This window comes from Streptomyces sp. AP-93 (genome assembly GCF_022808175.1).
In the GTDB taxonomy this organism is placed as follows: Bacteria; Actinomycetota; Actinomycetes; order Streptomycetales; family Streptomycetaceae; genus Streptomyces.
In genome coordinates this window covers 151,553-172,164 of record NZ_JALGBX010000012.1, presented here as the reverse complement: position 1 = coordinate 172,164, position 20,612 = coordinate 151,553, and the positions used below count along the sequence as shown (strand labels likewise).

14 protein-coding genes are annotated in these 20,612 nt (G+C 73.9%); 6 read left to right on the top strand and 8 right to left on the bottom strand.

Annotated features, from left to right (window positions below; all coding sequences use genetic code 11):
* Window positions 1–25 precede the first annotated feature (25 nt).
* The 5 genes from MTF69_RS21270 to MTF69_RS21250 all read left to right on the top strand — a co-directional run bounded on the left by MTF69_RS21270 (window position 26) and on the right by MTF69_RS21250 (window position 5,726).
* A complete protein-coding gene (locus MTF69_RS21270) occupies window positions 26–1,537 on the top strand; it encodes a glutamine synthetase family protein (RefSeq protein WP_243336538.1) in 1,512 nt (503 codons plus the stop codon).
* 117 nt (window positions 1,538–1,654) lie between these two features.
* The gene (purB, locus tag MTF69_RS21265; protein ID WP_243336536.1) at window positions 1,655–2,941 is read left to right on the top strand and encodes an adenylosuccinate lyase; all 1,287 of its coding nucleotides are present in this window, start codon (window positions 1,655–1,657) and stop codon (window positions 2,939–2,941) included.
* Between the two features lie 53 nt (window positions 2,942–2,994).
* Window positions 2,995–3,603 carry a GNAT family N-acetyltransferase gene (locus MTF69_RS21260; RefSeq protein WP_243336535.1) on the top strand — a complete coding sequence of 203 codons (609 nt, stop codon included), beginning with the start codon at window positions 2,995–2,997 and terminating at the stop codon, window positions 3,601–3,603.
* Window positions 3,600–4,643, top strand: a complete 1,044-nt coding sequence (locus MTF69_RS21255; protein ID WP_243336533.1) for a C45 family peptidase — start codon at window positions 3,600–3,602, stop codon at window positions 4,641–4,643. The genes MTF69_RS21260 and MTF69_RS21255 overlap by 4 nt, the downstream gene beginning before the upstream one ends.
* Window positions 4,644–4,787: 144 nt before the next feature.
* A complete protein-coding gene (locus MTF69_RS21250) occupies window positions 4,788–5,726 on the top strand; it encodes a response regulator transcription factor (protein ID WP_374323484.1) in 939 nt (312 codons plus the stop codon).
* A gap of 62 nt (window positions 5,727–5,788) precedes the next feature.
* On the opposite strand, the gene pcaB is transcribed toward MTF69_RS21250, so the two are convergent.
* The 6 genes from pcaB to eboE form a co-directional block, all read right to left on the bottom strand.
* Window positions 5,789–7,276: a 3-carboxy-cis,cis-muconate cycloisomerase gene (gene pcaB / locus MTF69_RS21245; RefSeq protein WP_243336532.1), complete on the bottom strand. Its 1,488-nt coding sequence runs from the start codon at window positions 7,274–7,276 to the stop codon at window positions 5,789–5,791.
* The gene (locus MTF69_RS21240) at window positions 7,273–9,300 is read right to left on the bottom strand and encodes an FAD/NAD(P)-binding protein (protein ID WP_374323482.1); all 2,028 of its coding nucleotides are present in this window, start codon (window positions 9,298–9,300) and stop codon (window positions 7,273–7,275) included. Before MTF69_RS21240 ends, pcaB begins: the two co-directional genes overlap by 4 nt.
* A gap of 225 nt (window positions 9,301–9,525) precedes the next feature.
* Window positions 9,526–11,166 (bottom strand): transposase, encoded by a 1,641-nt coding sequence (locus MTF69_RS21235; protein ID WP_243336528.1) that lies wholly within the window; start codon window positions 11,164–11,166, stop codon window positions 9,526–9,528.
* Between the two features lie 352 nt (window positions 11,167–11,518).
* Window positions 11,519–12,991, bottom strand: a complete 1,473-nt coding sequence (locus tag MTF69_RS21230) for an FAD-dependent monooxygenase (protein WP_243336527.1) — start codon at window positions 12,989–12,991, stop codon at window positions 11,519–11,521.
* 57 nt (window positions 12,992–13,048) lie between these two features.
* Complete coding sequence (locus MTF69_RS21225) at window positions 13,049–14,527, bottom strand: FAD-dependent monooxygenase (protein ID WP_243336525.1); 1,479 nt, start codon at window positions 14,525–14,527, stop codon at window positions 13,049–13,051.
* A 173-nt stretch (window positions 14,528–14,700) separates the two neighbouring features.
* Window positions 14,701–15,879 carry a metabolite traffic protein EboE gene (gene eboE, locus MTF69_RS21220; protein ID WP_243336523.1) on the bottom strand — a complete coding sequence of 393 codons (1,179 nt, stop codon included), beginning with the start codon at window positions 15,877–15,879 and terminating at the stop codon, window positions 14,701–14,703.
* A gap of 369 nt (window positions 15,880–16,248) precedes the next feature.
* Between eboE and MTF69_RS21215 the strand changes: the two genes are divergently transcribed.
* Window positions 16,249–17,331 carry an acetylserotonin O-methyltransferase gene (locus MTF69_RS21215; RefSeq protein ID WP_243336521.1) on the top strand — a complete coding sequence of 361 codons (1,083 nt, stop codon included), beginning with the start codon at window positions 16,249–16,251 and terminating at the stop codon, window positions 17,329–17,331.
* A gap of 143 nt (window positions 17,332–17,474) precedes the next feature.
* On the opposite strand, the gene MTF69_RS21210 is transcribed toward MTF69_RS21215, so the two are convergent.
* On the bottom strand, window positions 17,475–18,995 hold the full coding sequence (locus MTF69_RS21210; RefSeq protein WP_243336520.1) for an FAD-dependent monooxygenase: 1,521 nt from the start codon (window positions 18,993–18,995) through the stop codon (window positions 17,475–17,477).
* A gap of 90 nt (window positions 18,996–19,085) precedes the next feature.
* Entirely contained in the window at window positions 19,086–20,612 is a 1,527-nt protein-coding gene (locus tag MTF69_RS21205) for an FAD-dependent oxidoreductase (protein WP_308401436.1), read from the bottom strand.

Sequence of the window (20,612 nt, the reverse complement as noted above, 5' to 3'; positions counted from 1 at the left end):
TTCTGACGAAAGGACGCTCCCCGTCATGTATTCCAGGTCATGGTCGACCCCTGCCACGGAGGGCAGCGTCGGGAGCCCCGCGTTCGTCGCCGAACACGGGCTGTGGGACGACGCCCGGCTGGCGGCCGCCGAGCAGATCCGGGCGGGGCTGGACGGAATCGACTTCGTCCGTCTGGTGTGGGGCGACCCGCACGGCCTGGTGCGCTCCAAGACGCTGACCGCCCGCACCTTCCGCGGGGTGCTGCGCAACGGCATGAACTACAGCCCCGGCCCGTTCCTGAAGGACACCGCCTGCACCACGGCGGTGGACTACCGGGGCGAGCACGGCACCGGCGTCGACGAGATCGCCGGCCTGGGCAACTTCGTGCTGGTGCCCGACCCGCTGACCTTCCTGGTGCTGCCCGGCGAGGGTGCGCGCACGGCCTGGGTGATCGGCGACGAGTACCTGCGCGACGGCCGCCCCCACCCGCTGTCCTCGCGGCACGTGCTGCACCGGGTGCTGGCCGGGTACGAGGAGCGCGGGCTGACGCCCGTACTCGGCCTGGAGGTCGAGTGGTACCTGGCGCGCCGCCTGGACGACGAGCCGGGCAACGAGGGCAACGGCTTCGGCCTGCAGGGCCCGGCCCCGCGGGTGGCCGCGATGAACGCGGGCTACCAGTTCAACCTGGACGCCGCCTACGACACGGTCGCCCCGGTCACCGACCCGCTGGCCCTCGCCCTGCTCGAACTGGGGCTGCCGGTGCGGTCGATGGAGCACGAGATGGGCCCGGGGCAGGTGGAGACCACGTTCGACCCCATGGCGGCGCTGGACACCGCGGACGCGATGCTGTTCTTCCGCGTCTTCACCAAACGCTGGTGCGCGGCCCGGGGCCTGCACGCCTCGTTCATGTCGCAGCCGGCGATCGCCGGGGCGGACCCGAGCGGCTGGCACCTGAACCAGTCCGTCCTGGAGACCGCCACCGGCCGCAACGTCTTCAGCGCCGAGGGCCTCTCGGCGGGGCTGTCCCCCACGAGCAAGGCGTACGCCGAAGGCCTGCAGGACTGGCTGCGCGACCTGTTCCTGCTGTCGGTGCCCACGGTCAACGGCTACCAGCGCCTGGGCACGCGGCACGCCCTGTCCCCGACCCGGGTGGGCCTGAGCCTGGAGTCGCGCACGGCCATGCTGCGCGTGGTCGGCTCGGGGGCCGGCGCGCACATCGAGAACCGCATCGGCGAGCCGAGCGCGAACCCGTACCTGAACATCGCCGCCCAGCTCTTCGCCGGCCTCGAGGGCCTCGGGGCTTTCGACGGGGCCGCCGGGGGTGCGGCCGACGGGCCCCGCGAGGGCTCCGACACCGTCCCGCAGTCCCTGCGCGAGGCCTTGGAGGCCTTCCGCACCGGGCGCGCGGCCAAGCTGCTCGGCGACCCGCTGGCCATCGTCCTCACCAAGGTCAAGGAGAGCGAGGTGAGCCGCTACGAGGCCTGGGCGCGGGGCGCGTCCCCGGTGCCGGGCCAGGTCACCGAGTGGGAGCAGCGCGAGTACTTCGCGGCCTTCTGACCCCGCCCGGCGCTCCTGCGTCACGACGGCCGGCCCCGCGCCGCCGTCCGCCGGGCCGGAATCCCTCACCGGCCCGCCCCCCTGTTCCACCGTTCCTCCCTCCGACGAAGGCCTGTGATGATCCCCCGTTTCACGCTCCCCGAGATGGCGGCGCTCCTCTCGGACGAATTCCGCTACGAGACCTACGTACGCGTCGAGATCCTCGCCACCGAGGCCCAGGTCAAGCTGGGCCGGGTGCCCGCCGAGGTGCTCGACGACATGCGCCGGGCACCCGTCCCGACGCCGGAGAAGGTCATCGAGATCCAGCGGCAGCGCGACCACGAAGTGCTCTCCTTCCTGGCCGCCTACTGCGAGGACATGCCCGAGTCCTCGGCCCGCTGGGTACACGTCGGCATGACCAGCTACGACCTGGTCGACACCGCCCTCGGGCACATCCTGGCCCGGGCCTGCGACGTGCTGATCGCCGCCGTGAAGCGGCTGCGCAAGGTCCTCACCGACCGGGCCGCCGAGCACTGGGACACCCCGACCGTCGGCCGCACCCACGGCATCCACGCCGAGCCCACCACCTTCGGCCACAAGCTCGGCGGCTTCGCCTTCGCCATCGACCGCTCGCTGGCCCGCCTGGAGGCCGCCCGCGAGGCCGTCGCCGTGGGCACGGTCTCGGGCTCCGTCGGCACGTACGCGCTCATCGACCCGGCCGTGGAGAGTTACGTCTGCCAGGAGCTGGGCCTGGGCATCGAGCCCTGCCCCAGCCAGGTCGTCGCCCGCGACCGGCACGCCCAGCTCGTCCAGGCCGTCGCACTGCTCGGCGCCTGCGTCGAGCAGATCGCCCTGGAGTTCCGGCTGCTCCAGCGCACCGAGGTCCGCGAGGTCGAGGAGCGCCGCACCTGCGCCTACCAGGGCTCCAGCGCCATGCCGCACAAGGCCAACCCGTCCGGCAGCGAGATGCTGGTCGGCCTGGCCCGGCTGCTGCGCGGGTACGCCACCACGGTCCTGGAGGACGTCGCGCTGTGGCACGAGCGGGACATCGCCCACCAGGCGGTGGAGAAGGTCGTGCTGCCCGACGCGCTGACCGTCGCGCACTTCCAGGTCAGCAAGGCCGCGGACATGATCGAGAACCTGTACGTGGACACCGGGCGGATGCGGGCCGGCATCGACCACACCAACGGCCTCGTGTGGAGCTCGTCCGTGCTGGTAGAGCTCCTGGAGCGGGGCGTCGAGCGGGAGCAGGCCTACCGCGCCGTCCAGGCCGCCGCGCGGCGCACCGCCGAGCAGGGCGAGAACTTCGCCGACGCACTGCGCGCGGAGGGCATCGAGACGGCCCCCCGCCGCCCCGAGGACTTCCTCGTCAATCACCACGTCATCCACAACCGGCTGGAGGAGCTGCGCGAGCAGGCGGGCTGAACCGCCGGGCGACCGCACTCCCCCCGCCCCACACCCACCACCGGAGTCAGAGCATGAACTGGGCCGAAAACGCCGCCACCCGCCTGGAGAACGACCACGTCCTGTTGACCCCGCTCGGCGAGGCCGACCGCGAGGGCATCCGCGCCGTGGCCATGGACCCCGACATCTGGCGCTACTTCACGGTCGTCGTCGGCGACGAGGCGGACTTCGAGACGTTCTTCGCCTCGAACCTCGCCGAACACGCGGCCGGCCGCCGCGCCGTCTACGTGATCCGGGACAAGCAGAGCGGCCGGATCGCGGGCAGCATGAGCCTGCTGAGCTTCGCCGAGAAGGACCGCCGGCTGGAGATCGGGGCCTCCTGGCTGGGCCACGACTTCCGCGGCAAGGGCATCAACCACTGGGCGAAGCTGCTGCTGCTCCAGCACTCCTTCGAGGTGCTGGAGGCCGAGCGGGTGGAGTTCAAGACGGACGAGCTCAACGTCCAGGCCCGCAAGGGCCTGCGCAACATCGGCGCCACCGAGGAGGGCACGGCGCGCTCCTACAACTACATGCCGGGCGGGCGCCGCCGCGACGCGGTCTTCTACAGCATCCTGCGCGCCGAGTGGCCGCAGGTGCTGGGCGCCCTCTCCCAGGGCCCGAAGCAGGCGGTTGCCTCCGCATGAGCGTCGCGTACGTCAAGGCCGACGGCACCCCCTTCGAACTGGGCCGCGCCCACGGGGCCGCACTCGCCGGCCCGCTGCGCGCCTTCCTCAGCGACGGCATGGCGCGGCTCGACCACCTCGCCGACGGGCCGCTGACGCTCACGGGGCTGCTGCCGTCGATCTCCGCGTACCGGTCGGAGATCACGGCGGCGGCCCCGGACCTGGCCGAGGAGGTCGCGGGGCTGGCGGCGGGGGCCGGGATCTCCGAGGACAAGGCGTGGCTGCTGCAGCTGCGCCGCGAGGTGATGGGGTACACCGGCATGCCGAGCGCCGGGGACTGCACGGGGTACGCGCGCACCTGGCCGGCGGGCCGACCGGTACTGGCGCAGACGGTGGACCTCAACGCGTACATCGACAGCCACATCGCCGTGCTGTCGCTGGCCCGGGCGGGGGCGCCCCGCCGGGTGACGGTGCTCAGCTTCGCGGGCATGCTCGGCTACCTGGGCATGAACAGCGACGGGCTGGCCATCGGGGTGAACCTGACGACCGACGGCCAGTGGCGGCCGAGCCTCACCCCCTACCTGGCCATCCGTCACCTGCTGGACGGTGCCGGAAGCGTGGACGAGGCCCTGGAGATGCTGGCCGGGCTCACCCTGTCCAGCTCGCGGAACCTGATGCTGTGCGACCGGCGGCGCGCGGTGTACGCCGAGGTGTGCGGGACCGAGCTGCGGGTGACCGAGCCCGCCTCGCGGGAGGCCGCGCACACCAACCACTTCCTGCACGCGGACTTCACCCCGCTCGACCGGCAGTCGGCGCCCGACCGCGTCAACTCCGACGCGCGGCTGGAGGCCGTGACGAAGGGACTGACCCGCATCGGCCCGGTGGCCACGGTGGAGAGGCACTTCTCGGTGCTGTCCCGGCCGCCGGTGTGCATCGCCGACCACGGGATCTACAGCCTGGAGAGGACGGTGGCCTCCGTGGTCATGCTGCCCGGGGTGGGCGAGATGCACCTGCGGGCGGGCGACCCGAACCACGCCGTCACCGAGGTGTTCGCGGTGTAGGGGGCGGGCCGGCGCGGACCGGACCGGCGAGCGGCCGGGCGGACCCTGGACCGGCGCTGCACCAGGATTCGACCGCACACCGCTAGCCTCGGCGCGGCAGGCGGCCGAACCGGTCCCGCCTCGCCACGACCCCCCGGGGGAGGCATGAGTCAGGTTCAGACGCAGGCACTGCCGGAGCACCAGACGTCCGCTCCGCACCCCGAGCACGACGGGCCGCCGGCCCGCGCGCTGGTACGGGAGACGCGGCCGCCGCGCTCCGGATCCCCTGGCGTGTGGCCCCCCGGCCAGCACGCGCTCGGGCAGCACGCGCTCGGCCAGAGGAGCCCCGTCCAGAGCGTGCCCGGACCGGCCGCCCCGGGTCAGACGTCGCTCCCGGGCGGACTCGGCGTGGCCGCCCCCCGGCCGGCGCCCGCGGTCTCCGGCCGGCGCATCCTGATCGTGGGCGCCGATGCCGGGGACGGGCTGTCGCACCAGTTGCGCCGGCACGGCCACACCTCCAGCAGGGCGGCCCACGGCGGCGCGGCCCTGCAGGCCTACGGCAGCGCCGACCTCGTCCTGCTCGACCTCGAACTGCCGGACCTGGACGGGCTGGAGGTGTGCCGGGCGATCCGGTCGGTCAGCCGGGTGCCGCTCATCATCGTCACCTCCCGCGAGTCCGAGATCGACTGCGTCCTCGGGCTCCAGGCGGGCGCGGACGACTACGTCACCAGGCCCTTCGGGGTCCGCGAGCTGATGGCCCGGATCGAGGCCGTCATGCGCCGCACGCAATGGCAGCCGGCGGCCGCCGCGGGCCCGGCCCAGGAGATCCGGCACGGCCGGCTGCGCATCGAGGTCGGCTCCCGCGAGGTGACCGTCGACGGCGCGCCCGTCACCCTCACGCGCAAGGAGTTCGACCTGCTGTGCCTGCTGGCGCAGCATCCCGACACCGTCGTCCCGCGCAGGCAGCTGCTGCAGCAGGTGTGGGGCAACTCCTGGTCGCGGCGCACCGTGGACACCCACGTCAGCAGCGTGCGCGGCAAGCTGGGCAACCCCGGCTGGATCGTCACCGTCCGCGGCGTCGGCTTCCGCCTCGGCACCGTCTGAGTTCGGCACCGTCCGACGCCTCAGCACCGTCTGACGCCTCGCCCCCGCGCCCGCGCCCGTCCTCAGAACACGCAGGCGGTGCGGCCCACCGCCTTCCCGGGCGTCGGCGGCGAGGCGGCCAACGCCCCGTCGCCCGGCGGCCGGTCGGCCGGCGCCCGGTCGGCCAGCGCCCGGTCGACCAGCGGCCCGGCCGCACCGGTGTAACCGGCCGGGTCGAGCAGCGCGGTCAGCTCCGCGGGCGTGAGCACCCCCCGCAGCTCGTCGGACTCCGCCAGTACGTCGGCCAGCGGGCGGGCCGTCTCGGCCGCCCGCAGCGACGCCCGCGTGAGCAGTTCCTTCGCGGCCGCCCTGCCCAGTTTCGGGGCGAGCACGGCGCAGACCCGCTCGGAGACGAGCTGCCCGCCGGTGGCCGCCAGGTTGACCGCCATCCGGCCGGGGCACACGGTGAGCCCGCGGACCAGCTCCACGGCGGTGTGCGCGGCCCCGCCGGTCAGCCGCAGCGCCTCGCGCAGCGGCTGCCACTCGGCGTGCCAGACCCCCGCCGACCGCTCGTCCTCGTGCGGCAGGCACTGCGCGAGTACGGCTGCCAGCGCCGGGACCTGGAGGGCGGCGGAGCGGATCAGCGTCGAAAGCACCGGGTTGCGCTTGTGCGGCATCGCCGAGGAGGCTCCCCGCCCGGCCACCGCCGGCTCGGCCACCTCCCCGATCTCGGTGCGGGCCAGCACCAGCACGTCCGCGGCGATCTTCCCCAGGGCCCCGGTGGTGTGCGCGAGGGCCGCGCCCAGGTCGGCGACCGGCGTGCGCAGCGCGTGCCAGGGGAGCACCGGTGCGGCCAGCCCGGTCTCGTCGGCGAAGGCGGCCACCAGTTCGGCCAGGACGGCCGCGGGGTCGGCGTCGTCGCCCGCGTACTGGAGGTAGCCGGCCAGGGTGCCCGCCGCGCCGCCCAGGGAGACCGGCAGGCCGCCCCCGGCCAGCCGCTCCAGCCGCTCGGCGGATTCCAGGACCAGCTGGCGCCAGCCCGCCGCCTTCAGCCCGAAGGTGGTGGGTACGGCGTGCAGGGCGAGGGTGCGTCCCGCCATCACCGTGTCCCGGTGCTCGGCCGCCAGCCCGGCGAGGGCGTCGGCCACCGCATGGAGGTCCGCGACGATCAGCCGCAGGGCCCGGGTCGCCACCAGCATCGCGCCGGTGTCGAAGACGTCCTGGCTGGTGGAGCCGCGATGCACGTACTCGGCCGCCTCCGGCGAGCGGGCCGCGACCCTCGCAGTGAGCGCCGCGACCAGGGCCACCACCGGATTGGCGGTCTCCCGCGAGGCCAGCGCCAGCTCCCTGGTGTCGAAGTTCGAGGCCCGGGCGGCGGCGGTGATCACGGCGGCCGCCGCGGGCGGGACCGTGCCGCACCGCGCCTGGGCGCGGGCCAGCGCTGCCTCGGCGTCGAGCATCGCCTGGACCCAGGCGTCGTCGGCGACGGCGGCCTCGACGGGCGTGCCGGCCCGGACCGGGGACAGCAGCCCCGTGTCCGGGCAGGTGGTGTGGGCGGCGGTCCGGCTCACGCGACCGCTCCCGCACCCGCGTTGCCGGACAGCGCCGGCCCCGCCGCGACCGCCGGCGCCCCGGGCAGCCGCAGCGCGGGGCGCGGCTCCGGCAGTGCCAGCACCGCCGCCGCGATGGCGTCGGAGTCCTCCAGCGTCACCGAGCCCACGCCCGGCCGGATGCCGGCCGCGGTCACCCAGTGCACGGACTCGGTGGGAACCCCGTACGCGAACCGCCGCAGGTGCGGCACCCCCTGTCCGTAGAGCAGGTGGTACGGGCGCTGCGAGACGGCCAGGCCGCCGGTCTCGTAGGTCGAGCCGTCGGCGCCCGCGATGCGGTGGGTCCGGGCCTGACCGGTGCTCAGCAGCCGGTTCATGAGCGGATCGGCGGTGCGCCGCACGTCGATCTCCGGCAGCCGGGCCTCGATCAGCACCGTGGCCCGCACCCGCAGGTCGGCGATGTCCGAAGAGGTGCCGACGAAGGCCGGGCCCGCGGGGTCGAGGGGGTCGGTGGCCACCCGCAGCCCCGGACCGGTCACGTCGAGGATGCCCGCGTCGATCAGGGCGGCCATCTCCTCGATGCGGGAGGCCGGCGGACCGATCGACAGGAAGGCGTTGAGCGGCGTGTACCAGCGGTCGAGCTCGTCGCGGTGCGAGTCGGCGTCGAGGCCGCCGTGGTCGATCGCCAGGCGCAGCTCGTTGCGCAGGTCCCGCAGCAGGTCCAGGGCCGCTTTGTACGGGCCGCTGACGTTGCCCTCCCGGGCCCGGCGCACGTCCTCGTCGAGGTAGCCGCGCAGCCAGCCGCGGAAGGAGGCCAGCTCCCGGAAGACCTGCTCGCCGTACGGCCGGGCGACCGTGTCCCAGTCCCAGGTCTCCTCGTCGCCGATACCGGCCGCGGTGAGCAGCACGTCCTCGGCCGCGTCCCCCTCCGCCCGCAGGAACGCCTCCGCGAAGGCGGCCACCGCGGCCGGCTCCGCGCGCTGCGCGAGCAGCGTCTCGTAGTAGAGGGTGCGCACTTCCTTGGAGATCAGCGGCCACAGTTCGGCGCCGAAGCGGATCGGCTCCCCGCCGCGGTCCCGGGCGCGCAGGGCCGCAACGAATGCGGTGGTGAGCAGCCGCGGGTGGTAGCGGCCGTGCGCACCCTTCTCGTTCTCGCCGCGCGCCTGGTAGGGCACGCCGCGGCGGGATCCCGCGTACAGCCGTGGTTCGCGGCCCGAGGGGCGGTACACCAGGCGGCCGTCGACGCGCTCGAACAGCCCGCCGCGGGCGTGGGTGAACAGCGCCATGTAGTCGAAGAAGTTCAGGCCCAGGCCGCGCAGCAGCACCGTCTCGCCGGGGGCGACGGTGGACAGGTCGACGTCCGCCGGGTTGCTCGGCGCGATGTAGGTCAGCCCGTGCCGGGCGGCGTACGCGGCGAACTCCCGCTCCCTGTCGGTCGGACGCACCTGTACGTGGCCCTGCGCGAGCACCACCGCGCCCAGGCCCGTCAGCCGGGTGCCGTCCTCCAGGAGCACGGTCTGCGCCCCGGCGGGGCCGGCGCCGGGCTCGGCGTCCTCCAGGGCCACGGCGCGCGAGGCGTGCACGCGGATGGTGGTGTGCGCGGCCGCGCTCGCGGTCACCCGGCCGAACACCCAGGTCAGGTACTGGCCGTACAGGGCGCGGGTGGGGTACGTGTCCGGACCCAGGTCCCGGGCCTCGGCGAGGGTCTCGTCGTCGTACGCCGTGCCCGCTCCGGGCGTCAGCGCGCTGGGGCCCAGCGCCTTGGCCCACTGGTACAGGCTCGGGCCCTCTTCCAGCGGCCCTTCGATGGCCACACTGGCGTCGGTGTAGACCGTGACCTGGCAGGCGACGGTGTTCATCAGGAGGTGCCGGGACTGGGAGGGACGCCAGACCCGGCCGGAGCCCGGTGGGTCCGGTTCCACGATGTGCACGGTCAGCTGGTCCCAGCGGGGGGACCTCCGCTCCTGTGCACAGAGTCGTTCCAGTACGGACAGCCCGCGGGGTCCGGCGCCGACAAGGCACACTTCCATACGTCCGCTACTCACGAAGCACTCCGCTCAGGAGACGGGGGACGGCTGGACCGCGGCGCCGCAGCGTCGGCCCCGCCGGTGTGCCGGCCCGGCCTGCTCCCCGGGGGTCAGGGTGGTGTCCGCCAACGGTCGGTCCCGCCGCTCAACCAGGGCTCGGATTCGAGTGGAAGACCGGTCCTGGACCGGTTTCGGGCGCCTTCCGAAACGGTCGGGAACGCGTGACACGCGAAAGCACCGTTCCTAGCCAGTGTGCAGGAGTGAGTCTTGGACCCACTGGTGCGTACTGGGTGCATCCCGAACGGTTTTGGATGCACTGGGTCCCCGCTTTCTCTTCCCACTCGGCGTCGGCTCTCCGTGGAGCCGGTCCGTTGCGGGTGGGCGGTTTCCGTCACGCCTGCGGGTGCCTGGTGCGGCCTGGGCGGTCCGATGCCCCACACGATCGCTCTGGTCGTGTGGGGGCGGTGCCGTCCGACGCCGGATCGGGTTTCCGAGGGCGCGTCGTCCGATCGCGATGCCTGCGGCATCGTGACGGGACATCTTGCGGCGCGGGGTGACCAGCGGCTTTTGCCAGTGCCGGCCTCCCCACTTGGAGGTGTAGGCCGGGTCGACCGCGACGATGGCGAGGCCGTGTTCGGCGGCCATCGAGACGAGTCGGGCCTTGAGCTTGCCGGTCGGGATCCCGGAGATGAGCTGCCGGAAGCGTTTCCTGCTGCCGTGCTTCTCCCGGGTCTTCTCGGTGGTGAAGTCGAGGTCCTCGATTGCGATGGCGCGGACGCCGGTGTTCTTCGCCCAGTGCAGCAGCCTCGTGATGGCGTGCCGGATCTGGGCGTCCCGGTGATCAGCGGTGCCGGACAGGCTGTAGGGGAAGCGGTGCGGATCGCCGATCGGGTTGCCGTGCGGATCGAGCAGGTAGGCGGCGAAGTGGCCGGCGTTGGTATCGACACCGACCATCCCGTTCGCGCGGGCAGCAGCGAGTGGCACGGTCTGAACGACGGGGCGCTGCCAGGAGGCGGTCAGGTACCAGCGGCCGCGTGTGACGTCCAGGTGGATGCGGTAGGCCACGGCCTGATTCAGCGTGATGCGGTCGGCCCATTCCGCGCCTCGGTGCGCGAACGCGATCCGGCAGGCCAAGACGTACCGCCCGTGCCGACCGTTGGCCAGGTGCGCGAGCGGGGCGGGGAGTTTGATGCTGATCTCGCCGTCGGGGGTGACGCGGATCGTCTCGTTCCCGAACCGCTTCCCGGACTCGCCATCAGCGGCGAGAAACCAGCGTGCGGCTTCCCAGCGGGCACGCCACTGCTCCTCCCTGAGCTGGGCCTCGGCCAGGTTGTGCCGGGTGTTCGCCAGACGCTTCCCACCCCGCACCACCCGGACCCGACCCGCCCGCCAGTCGGCCACACCAGCCGCATGCCGCGCCTCTAGGGCTACGAGACGCCGGGACTTGTTGAACCACTCGCTCCTGGAGCGGTAGCCGCCCGCCGCACGCTTGCTGCCCTTCTCCCCGATGGACAGGGCGAGACGGTGCTTCAGCGTCTTGATACCGGCAGCCAGGTTCTGGATATGCGCGGCCTGGCAGCGGCGGGCGAGTGCCCACTGATCGTGGCTGGCCTTGGTGATCGCCCCGGCGATCCGCGACGAGGATGCCTTCGTCAGCCCCCGCTTCCGGGCCGCCCACGTGTCGGTGGAGTGGTCTGTGCCGTCCGCGCAACGCTGCTTGAGGTCACGGGAAGCCAGGGCGCCCTGATGCGCGCCCACCAGGTGGAGGACTTCCTCGTCCTCGGCAGTCAGGCGCTTGAGGCGGTCGCGTACCGCCACACCGGACGGACCAAGCGCCACAAAGGAGGGAGCGATCGTGCGCAACTTCTTGGCCGACTCAGCCATCTCCGGCCGCCGCCTCCAGCGCCCTGCGCGCCCGGTTCCTTGCGGAACGCTGTCCGTGCAAGGTGGCACAGAATACTGTCAGCCAACTGCCCTCACGGAACCAGCGATACGCACCTTGGGGACGTACACCCCGTACCCTCGCCGACTCCTTGAGATCCATACAGACGACCGTAACGACACTCACCCAAATGGACCATCACTCACAAGAGTGGACCCAAGAACCAACGGTTGCCCACCCCTCGCGTGAGGCGGGGGTGCTCTCGGGGTGCTCTCGGGCCGGACTGCGGGGCGAGCCGTCAGCCCCGCGCGCCGCGGCCCTGGCGGCGGGGCGTCCTCACCGGGGGAACGTCCCTCAGACGGCTCCGAACCAGCGCTCCAGCGCCTCGTGCAGGCCGGCCTCGTCCGGGGCGGCCCAGGCGATGTAGCCGTCGGGGCGGACCAGCAGCGCGTGCGGGGCGTCCGACGTGTACCCCTCGCCCTCGGCCCAGTCGCCGGTGACCGTGTCCACCCGGTCGCCCCAGCGCGCCGCGGTGGCGCGCAGCGCGTCCGCGCCGGCCGCCGCGGGGGTCACGAACAGCACGCCGCGGGCCGGCCCCAGCAGGTCCCGCACGGTGGCGGGGCTGCCGTCGGTGAGCTTGAGCGGGGTGTCGGGGCGCAGCCGCAGGCCGAGCCGCGGATGGCTGCCGGAGCCCATGTCGTAGCGCACGTCGAGGCCGGAGACCTGGCCGGCCAGGTGGCGGGCCACCGCGACGTCCTGGACGAATTCCTGCATGACCGCGCGCAGCGGCTCCATCTCCTCGCCGGAGAGGTAGAGCTTGGTCTGGGCGCGGGTGTTGCGCATGAGCAGTTCCCCGACCGGGTGCCGCTCGGAGTGGAAGGTGTCGAGCAGGCCCTCGGGCGCCCAGCCGTTGAGGGTGGCCGCCAGCTTCCAGCCGAGGTTGACCGCGTCCTGCACGCCCACGCTCATGCCCTGCGCGCCGGCCGGCATGTGGATGTGGGTGGCGTCGCCGGCCAGGAAGATCCGGCCCTTGCGGTACTGGGCGGCCTGGCGGGTGGTGTCGGTGAAGGAGCTGACCCAGCGGACCTCGGCGTCGTGCAGGCGCTCGCCGGTCATGTCCTGCCAGGCGTCGGCGATGGTCTCGAACGTGAGGCCGCTCTTGTCCTCCGGCGGGCGCAGCGACTCGTTGTGGATGACGATCCGGTGGACGCCGTCCTCCAGGTTGAAGGCCATGACCATGCCGCCGGGCACGCGCTCGCCGATGGGGCGCTGGCGTACGTCCGCCCCGACGATGTCGGCCATGTACATCCCGCGGGTGGGCTCCCAGCCGGGGAAGTCGATGCCGGCGAGCCGGCGGACGATGCTGCGCGCCCCGTCGCAGCCGACCAGGTAGCGGGCGCTCTCCTCGCCGCGGCCGGCGGGGCCCTCGTACTCGACGACGATCTCGTCCCCGGTCTCGCGGAAGCCGAGCACCTCGTGTTCGCGGCGGACCTCGACGCCCAGCTCCTTCAGCCAGCCTTCGAGGATCTCCTCGGTGCGGAACTGCGGTATGCCGCGGACGCTGAAGTGGTTGTCGTCCAGCTTGGAGAAGTCGATGTGGACCCCGCCGAAGTGGCCCTGGGCCCATTCGACGTCGCCGAAGCGCTCCAGCAGGCCGCGCTGGTCGAAGACCTCGGCCGCTCGGCGGGTGAAGCCCACGCCGCGGGACTCGCCGCTGGGGGCGGGGAGCTTGTCGAAGACGACGACGTCCACGCCGCCCAGTTTCAGTTCGCCGGCGAGCATCAGCCCGACCGGCCCGGCGCCGACGATGATCGCGCCCTTTGCCATGTCCTACTCCTCAAACATCAAAGCTGCGGGGTGGAGCGGGGTGTCGTGCGGCGGCCGTCAGAGGGCCGCGGGCGCCCCGAACCAACGGGTGAGGGCCGCTTCGAGGTCGTCGCCGGTCGGCGCCGCCCAGGCGATGTAGCCGTCGGGGCGGACCAGCACGGCCTGCGGGGCGTCGTGGTGGTCGGCCTCCTGGTCGGCCCAGGCGCCGGTGACGACGTCCACGCGGCCGGCCCAGCGGGCGGCGAGCTCGGCCGGGCCGCCGTCCCCGCCGGTGACGATGAGCACGCCGCGGCCTGCGTGCAGGAGCTCGGCGACCTTCGTGCGGCTGCCGTCGGCGCGCTCGACGGCTCGGTGCGGGGCCAGGCGCAGCCCCAGGAAGGGGTGTCCCCCGGCGCCCACGTCGTACTTGATGTGCAGGCCGGAGACGCGGCCCGCGAGCCGCCGGGCGGCCTCGGGCAGGGTGACGAGTTCGCGCACGACGGTGCGCAGCGGCTCCATCTCCTCGCCGGCGAGGTACAGCAGCGACATGGAGTGCACGTCGCGCATCAGCTCCTCGCCGATCGGGTGGCGCTCGGCGTGGTAGGTGTCGAGCAGGGACTCCGGGGCCCGGTCCCCGAGCACGGCGGCGAGCTTCCACCCGAGGTTGACGGCGTCCTGGAGGCCGACGCTGACGCCCTGGGCGCCGAGCGGGGCGTGGTCGTGGGCGGAGTCGCCGGCGAGGAAGACGCGGCCCTTGCGGTACTGGGCGGCCAGGCCGGTGGCGTTGGTCAGGGCGCACATCCAGGAGGCGGAGGCGCCGTGGATGTCCTCGCCGGTCAGGCGCTGCCAGGCCTCGGCGAGCTCCGAGAACTCCAGCTCGCCCTCGCCGTGGTGCGGGCGGACGCCGGCCTCGTGGATGACGATGCGGTCCACACCCGGCTCCAGGGTGACGGACAGCACCATGCCGCCGCCCTCGATGCGCTCGCCGATCGGCCGCATGCGCACGTCCGCGCCGACGACGTCGGCCAGGTACATGCCGCGGGTGGCCTCGTCGCCGGGGAAGTCGATGCAGGCCAGGGTGCGCACGGTGGACTTGCCGCCGTCGCAGCCGACGACGTAGGTGCCGGTGGCCTCGGTGTACCCGTCGGGGCCCTGGAAGCCGAGGACCACGCCGTCCTCGGTCTCGGTCAGGGTGGTCAGCTCGTAGCCGCGGCGCACCTCGACGCCGAGCTCGGCGACCCAGGCTCCGAGCGCGTCCTCGGTGACGGACTGGGCCAGGCCCATGACGCCGAAGTGGCTCTCGTCCAGGAGGGAGAAGTCGATGCGGACACCGCCGTAGTGGCCCTGCTTGCCCCAGCGGATGTCGCCGAGCCGGTCGAGCAGCCCGCGCTGGTCGAGGACCTCCGCGGTACGGCTGGTGAATCCGAGGCCGCGCGACTCGCCGCTGGGGGCGGGCAGCTTGTCGTAGACGACGACGTCCGCGCCGCCGAGCCGCAGCTCACCCGCGAGCATCAGACCGACCGGCCCAGCGCCCACGATGATCGCGCTCTTTGCCATTTTCGATTCCTCCATACAGACGGTTGATCAACAGGAAAGAACAGGGGGGTCGCAGGGCGGTGCAGCGGGACCGCAGGATCGCTCAAGCGATCCTTGAGGTCTCTTCCTCACCCGCGCGAGGCGACTGCCGGTGCGCGGTGCGCGGCGGGGCCGCCGCCGGGGCGGTGGGGGGGTCACGGCAGTTCCTTCAGGCCGTGCTCCGTCAGCAGGTCGCGGGCGAGGGCGAGTTCGGCGGCGACGGCGTCGACGAGCTGCTCCGCGGTGCGCGGGCGCAGGGCGGGCGGCAGCGCCTGCCAGGCGTAGGTCTCCACTTCCAGGTGCCCGGTCAGCGCCCGTTCGCCGCCGACCAGGTGGGCCAGCGCCTCGTTCACGACGGGCAGGGTGGTGGTCAGGGGCGCGGCGGGGGTCGCGTGCAGCGGTACGTGGAACAGGGCGCGCCAGGGCCGGATCTCGGGCAGGGCCCCGCCGGCCAGGGCGGGGCCGAGGTCGTCGGTGCCGCGCAGGCCGTCGGCGGCTGGGGTGCGGGTCTGGTGCAGGAACCGGGACTCCCCGCAGGCCGCGAAGTCCGCGAGGGCCGCGCGGACCTCGGGGCGGCCGGGGTGCTCGGCGTGGAGGGCGGCCGACAGCTGGCTCTTGACGACCGGGACGCCGGCCTCGGCCAGGGCGGCGAGCGCGGGCCCCGGCTCCTCGAAGGAGGTGGCCAGGTGGCAGGTGTCGACGCAGATGCCGATCCGGTCGTGGCCGATGGCCCGCAGGGGCGCGATGGCCTCGGCGGTGGTCTCGACGGCGCAGCCGGGTTCGGGTTCCAGGGCGATGCGGATGGAGCGGCCGGTGGCGTCGGCGAGGTCGTCCAGACGGGCGCCGAGGCCGGCCAGGGCCGTCCGGGCGCGGGCGGCGCGCTCGTCGTCGTAGACGGTGCGCCAGGCCAGCGGGAGGGTGGAGATCGTGCCCTCGGCAGCGTCCTCGGGCAGCAGGGCGGCCAGGATCCGGGCGAGGGCGAGGGTGTGCTCGTAGCGCTGGGCCTGGGCCCAGTCCGGGCGGTAGACCCGGTACTTGACCCGTTCGCCGCCGAAGCCCTGGTACGGGTATCCGTTGAGGGTCACGACCTCCAGGCCGCGCCGGTCGAGGTCGCCGCGCAGGGCGGCGAGCGCGCGAGGGCCGGCGTCGAGGGCGCGGACGGCGTCCGCGGCCAGCCACAGCCCGATGCCGAGCCGCTCCAGGCCCAGTCGACGGCGTACCGGCTCGCAGTACGCGCCCAGTTGGGCGAGGAGCCCGTCAAGGGTCTCGGCCGGGTGCACGGTGGTCGAGTACGAGAGGTGGACGGTGGTGCCGTCGCGGTGGCGGAAGCGCACGGGCCTACACCTCGGCGGGGGCGGTGGCCCGCTCGGGCGCGGCGCCGGCCCCGGTCAGCCACACAGCGGTCCGGTCTTCGGCGAGGGGGGGCTCGGTACGAACGGACACGGACGGCCTCCAGGTGCGTCGGACTGCGCAAGGCGATGCCGGGCCAAGGATGCCGAGTACTTCGTCCCGGACGAACCGGTCTCCGGCCCGCGTCGAGCGGCCGCCGAGCAGTTCTGGGCCGGCCGTCCGGCGTCCGCGCCGCTCCAGATGGCTCCAAGTCGCTTTCCAGGGCGGGTCCACTCCCCCTCCCTATGGTGGCGGGACGGGTCCCTTCCGGCGGTTGGGACAGAACTCTCGCTCTTCTGCCATGGAGGAAACTCATGCCCGCTGTGCCGCCCCCCGAAGTCGTCCGCGCCGCGGAGAAGACCCGGGCGGACCTGCAGAAGCAGGTCCGGGAGCTGGCCCCGCCCCCGTTCGCCCTCCTCGAACTGGCCATGGGCTCCATGGTGACCCAGGCCCTGTACGCCGCCGCCGAACTGCGCGTGGCCGAGGCCCTGCAGGCCGGTCCGCGACCGGTCGAAGACCTGGCCGCGGAGGTCGGCGCGAACGCCGAGGCGCTGGGCCGGGTGCTGCGCCTGCTCGCCACCCAGGGCGTGTTCACGCGCCAGGACGACGGCCTCTGGGCGCTGACCCCGATGGCCGACGCGCTGCGCGCCGACCACCCGATGACGATGCGCGACATCTGCGTGCTGATGGGCCACCCGACGCACTGGGACGACTGGAACGGTTTCCTGGAGGCGGTGCGGACCGGCGAGCCGAGCCTGCCGAAGCGCCGTGGAATGGGCGCCTTCGAATACCTCATGCAGAACCCGGAATACGGTGCGGTGTTCATCGGCGGGATGGGGAACATGTCCTCCACCGAGACCGTACCGGTCGTGGCCGCCTACGACTTCTCGCAGTTCGGCACGGTCCTGGACTTCTGCGGGGCCAACGGCGGGCTGCTGGCCGGCATCCTGGGCAGCGCGCCCGAGACCAAGGGCATCCTCTCGGACCCGCGCGTCGCCGGGAACGGCGCCGCGGAGTTCCTGGCGGCGCAGGGCGTAGCGGACCGCGTGGTCCTGGCCGACGGCGACCTGTTCGACCCGATGCCGTCGGGTGCCGACGCGTACGTCCTCAAGCACATCGTGCACGACTGGCCGGAGGAGCAGGCTCTGCAGATCCTGCGGAACGTGCGCGCCGCGATCAAGCCGGGCGGCAAGCTGCTGCTGGTGGAGATGGTGGTCCCGGAGGGCGACGAGCCGCACTCGGGCAAGCTCGTCGACCTGTGGCTGCTGCTGCTCGTGGGCGGCAAGGAGCGCACCCGGTCGCAGTACGCGGAGCTGGTGGCGAAGGCCGGCTTCAAGCTGGAGCGGGTCGTGGAGACCGCCGCGGCCGTCTCGGTCGTGGAGGCCGTCGCGGTCTGACGCACCCCCTGAGCAGCCCCGGTTCCGCGACACCCCCGACGCGGAACCGGGGCTTTCCGCGTGCCACCGGCGCGGCCGTGCACGCCGCAGCCCCCGCCCCGCCGGTCGGCCGGCGGGGCGGGGGCTGCGGCGCTCTGCGGAGGTCAGGCGGAAGCGGCTCCCAGCCACCGCTCCAGTGCGGCCGCGAGTCCTTGCGCGGGCTCGCCGGCCCAGGCGACGTACCCGTCGGGACGGACCAGCAGCGCCGGGACGCCGGCCAGTACGTCCGGGCCGTCGACCGGCTTGGCGGACACGGTGTGCACGTCGAGGCGGCCCTGCCAGCCGGCTGCCGTACGGCGCGCCCCGGCATCGTCGGCGAAGTCGAGCAGCACGGCCCGGCCCGCGTGCAGCAGTCGCGCGGTGCGCTGCTCGCCGTCGGCGCCGACCAGCAGCCGCGGTGGCATCCGGCGGCCGACCAGCGGGTGGGCGTCCTCCCCCGCGCCGAGGTCGTAGGCGATGTCGAGGTGGCTGACCGCTCCGGCCAGGTGCCGCTTGACGTCGTCGTACCGGACCAGTTCGGCGAACAGCTCGCGCAGCGGGTCCGACTCCGCGCCGCCGAGGAAGACGATCCCCTGGGCACGGGTGTTGGCCAACAGGCGGCGGCCGACCGGCCACCGCTCGCAGTGGTAGGTGTCGAGCAGCGCCGCGGGGGCGTCGCCGCGGACCACGGCGGCCAGCTTCCAGCCGAGGTTGGCCGAGTCCTGCACGCCGGTGCTCAGGCCCTGGCCGCCGGCCGGCAGGTGGATGTGCGCGGCGTCGCCGGCCACGAACACCCGGCCCCGCCGGTACTCGGAGGCCTGGCGGGTGGCGTTGGTGAAGGAGGAGACCCAGTCGGCGCCGCCGTGCGAGATGTCCTCGCCGGTGATGCTCTGCCAGGCTTCGGCGACCTCCTCGAAGGTGACGGTCCGCTCGCGGTCGTGCGCCGGGCGGCCGTCGGGGCAGACGATGATCCGGTCCACGCCCTCGGCGAGCGGGGCCGCCATCACCATGCCGTTGTTCAGGCGCTCGCCGAGGAACCGCGGCCGCAGGGCGCAGCCGGTGACGTCGGCGAGGTACATGCCCTGGGTGGCGTCGGTGCCCGGGAACTCCAGGCCGGCCGCCTTGCGGACGCGGCTGGAGCCGCCGTCGGCGCCCACCAGGTACGCGGCGCGCAGCCGCTGCTCGTCGCCCTCGGGCGTACGGACGGTGATCTCGACGTGGTCCCCGTCGAGGAAGCCGTCGGCGAGGGAGACGAAGTCCCAGCCGCGCCGGATCTCGGCGCCGAGTTCGGCGGCCCAGCCCTCCAGCACGGCCTCGGTCTGCCCCTGCGGGATGCCGCGGGCGCCGAAGTGGGCGTCCTCGAGGACGGTGAAGTCGAACTGGGCGCCGCCGAAGTGCCCCACGGGGCTGGTGGCGAGGGTCTCGCCCTGGCCGAACCGGGGCAGCAGCCCGCGCTCGTCGAACACCTCCATGGCACGGGCGGTGAAGCCCAGGCCACGGGACTGCCCGGTCGGCGCCGCCAGCTTCTCGATCACGACGACGCGGGCTCCGCCCAGGCGCAGTTCGCCCGCGAGCATCAGTCCGGTCGGGCCGGCGCCGACGACGATGACGTCGGTGTCCGCCGCGGTCCCTTCGGTCCCTTCCATGGGGGTGTCCTTCCTAGCAGTGAAGATCACTGGAGACTGGGTTGTGAGTGGGTGTGCGGCGGGGTGCGGACGTGCTCGTGGGGACGACCCTCAGGGGGCCGGTGGGCGGGCCGGGCCGAACCAGCGGTCGAGCGCCTCGGCCAGCCCGTCGCCGTACCGGCCCACCCACGCCACGTGGCCGTCGGGCCGTACGAGAACGGCTCCCGGCTCACCGGGGAGCGAGCCGGGCTCCGGGTCGCCGGCGACCGCGGTGACCCGGTCGGCCCAGCCGGCGGGCACCCGTACGCCGGTCCCGCCCACGTCGAGCAGCAGACCGCCGCGGGCGCGCAGCAGCTCGGCAGTGCTGCCGAGTTCGCGCCCGCCGGACCGCACGACGGTGTGCGGCAGCCGGGCGCCGAGCAGCGGGTGCGCGGGGCCGGGCACCGGGTAGCGCACGTCGAGTGCGCTGATCATCCCGGCCAGGTGGGCCCGTACGTCCTCCAGGCCGGTCAGTTCGACCACCAGCTCGCGCAGCGGCTCCACCTCGGGGCCGCCGAGCAGCAGCAGGGCCTGGGCCTGGATGTTGGCCAGGACCTGGCGGCCGATCTCGTGCCGCTCCTCGTGGTACGTGTCGAGGAGGCCCTCGGGAGCCAGCCCGCGCACGGTGAGCGCGAGCTTCCACCCGAGGTTGAAGGCGTCCTGGAGACCGAGGTTCAGGGCCTGGCCGCCGACCGGCATCTGCCGGTGGGCGGCGTCCCCCGCGAACAGGACGCGCCCGTGCCGGTAGGAGGCGAGCTGCCGGGAGGCGTCGCCGAAGGAGTTCACCCACAGCGGGGTACCGCCGCTGATGTCCTCTCCGGTGACCCGCTTCCAGACGGTGGCGACCTCCTCGAACGAGGCGTCCGCGGTGCGCGGGCCGGCCGTAGAGCCGAACTCGTGGACCATGACGCGGGTGACGCCCTCGTCGTTGCGCCAGGCGATGGCCAGGCCCCGTTCCAGGCGCTGGAAACGCCGGTTGGGGATGTCGATGCCGTCGACGTCGGCCCGCAGCAGTTCCCGGCCGGCGTCGTGGCCGGGGAAGTCCACCCCGGTCAGCCGCCGTACGGTGCTGTCCTCGCCGTCGCAGGCGACCAGGTAGCGGGCGCGCAGCCGCAGGACTCCGTCCCGTCCGACGGCCTCGGCCTCGACGTACTCGCCGACCTCGCCGGCGGCGGCCAGTTCGTGGCCGCACCGGATGTCGACGCCGCGCGAGATCGCCCACTCCTCCAGGACCGCCTCGGTCTTGGTCTGCGGCACCTTCCACTGGCCCGGGTGGGTGCTGGGCAGGGAGAGGTCGAGCGGGAGGCCGCCGAAGTGGCCGCGCGGCTCGTTGGGCGCAGTGCCGACGTCGGGCAGCAGGTCCCGCGCGTCGAGGATCTCCATGGTGCGGGCGTGCAGCGTGGAGGCCCGGGACTCGGTGGAGGGGGCGTGGCGCCTCTCGACCACGACCACGTCCACGCCGCCGCGGGCGAGTTCGGCGGCGAGCATCAGGCCGACGGGGCCGGCCCCGACGACGAGCACCTCGGTGTCGAGCCGGTCCGGGCGGCCCGCGCCGCCCGGTGCCGGCTCGGCGCCGCCCGTCACACGGTCGGGCGCCAC

Bases quoted from the DNA above. Each gene is read 5' to 3' on its own strand.
- MTF69_RS21270 (WP_243336538.1), top strand. From the start codon at position 26: ATGTATTCCAGGTCATGGTCGACCCCTGCCACGGAGGGCAGCGTCGGG.
- purB (WP_243336536.1), top strand. From the start codon at position 1,655: ATGATCCCCCGTTTCACGCTCCCCGAGATGGCGGCGCTCCTCTCGGAC.
- MTF69_RS21260 (WP_243336535.1), top strand. From the start codon at position 2,995: ATGAACTGGGCCGAAAACGCCGCCACCCGCCTGGAGAACGACCACGTC.
- MTF69_RS21255 (WP_243336533.1), top strand. From the start codon at position 3,600: ATGAGCGTCGCGTACGTCAAGGCCGACGGCACCCCCTTCGAACTGGGC.
- MTF69_RS21250 (WP_374323484.1), top strand. From the start codon at position 4,788: ATGAGTCAGGTTCAGACGCAGGCACTGCCGGAGCACCAGACGTCCGCT.
- MTF69_RS21235 (WP_243336528.1), bottom strand. From the start codon at position 11,166: ATGGCTGAGTCGGCCAAGAAGTTGCGCACGATCGCTCCCTCCTTTGTG.
- MTF69_RS21230 (WP_243336527.1), bottom strand. From the start codon at position 12,991: ATGGCAAAGGGCGCGATCATCGTCGGCGCCGGGCCGGTCGGGCTGATG.
- MTF69_RS21225 (WP_243336525.1), bottom strand. From the start codon at position 14,527: ATGGCAAAGAGCGCGATCATCGTGGGCGCTGGGCCGGTCGGTCTGATG.
- MTF69_RS21215 (WP_243336521.1), top strand. From the start codon at position 16,249: ATGCCCGCTGTGCCGCCCCCCGAAGTCGTCCGCGCCGCGGAGAAGACC.
- MTF69_RS21210 (WP_243336520.1), bottom strand. From the start codon at position 18,995: ATGGAAGGGACCGAAGGGACCGCGGCGGACACCGACGTCATCGTCGTC.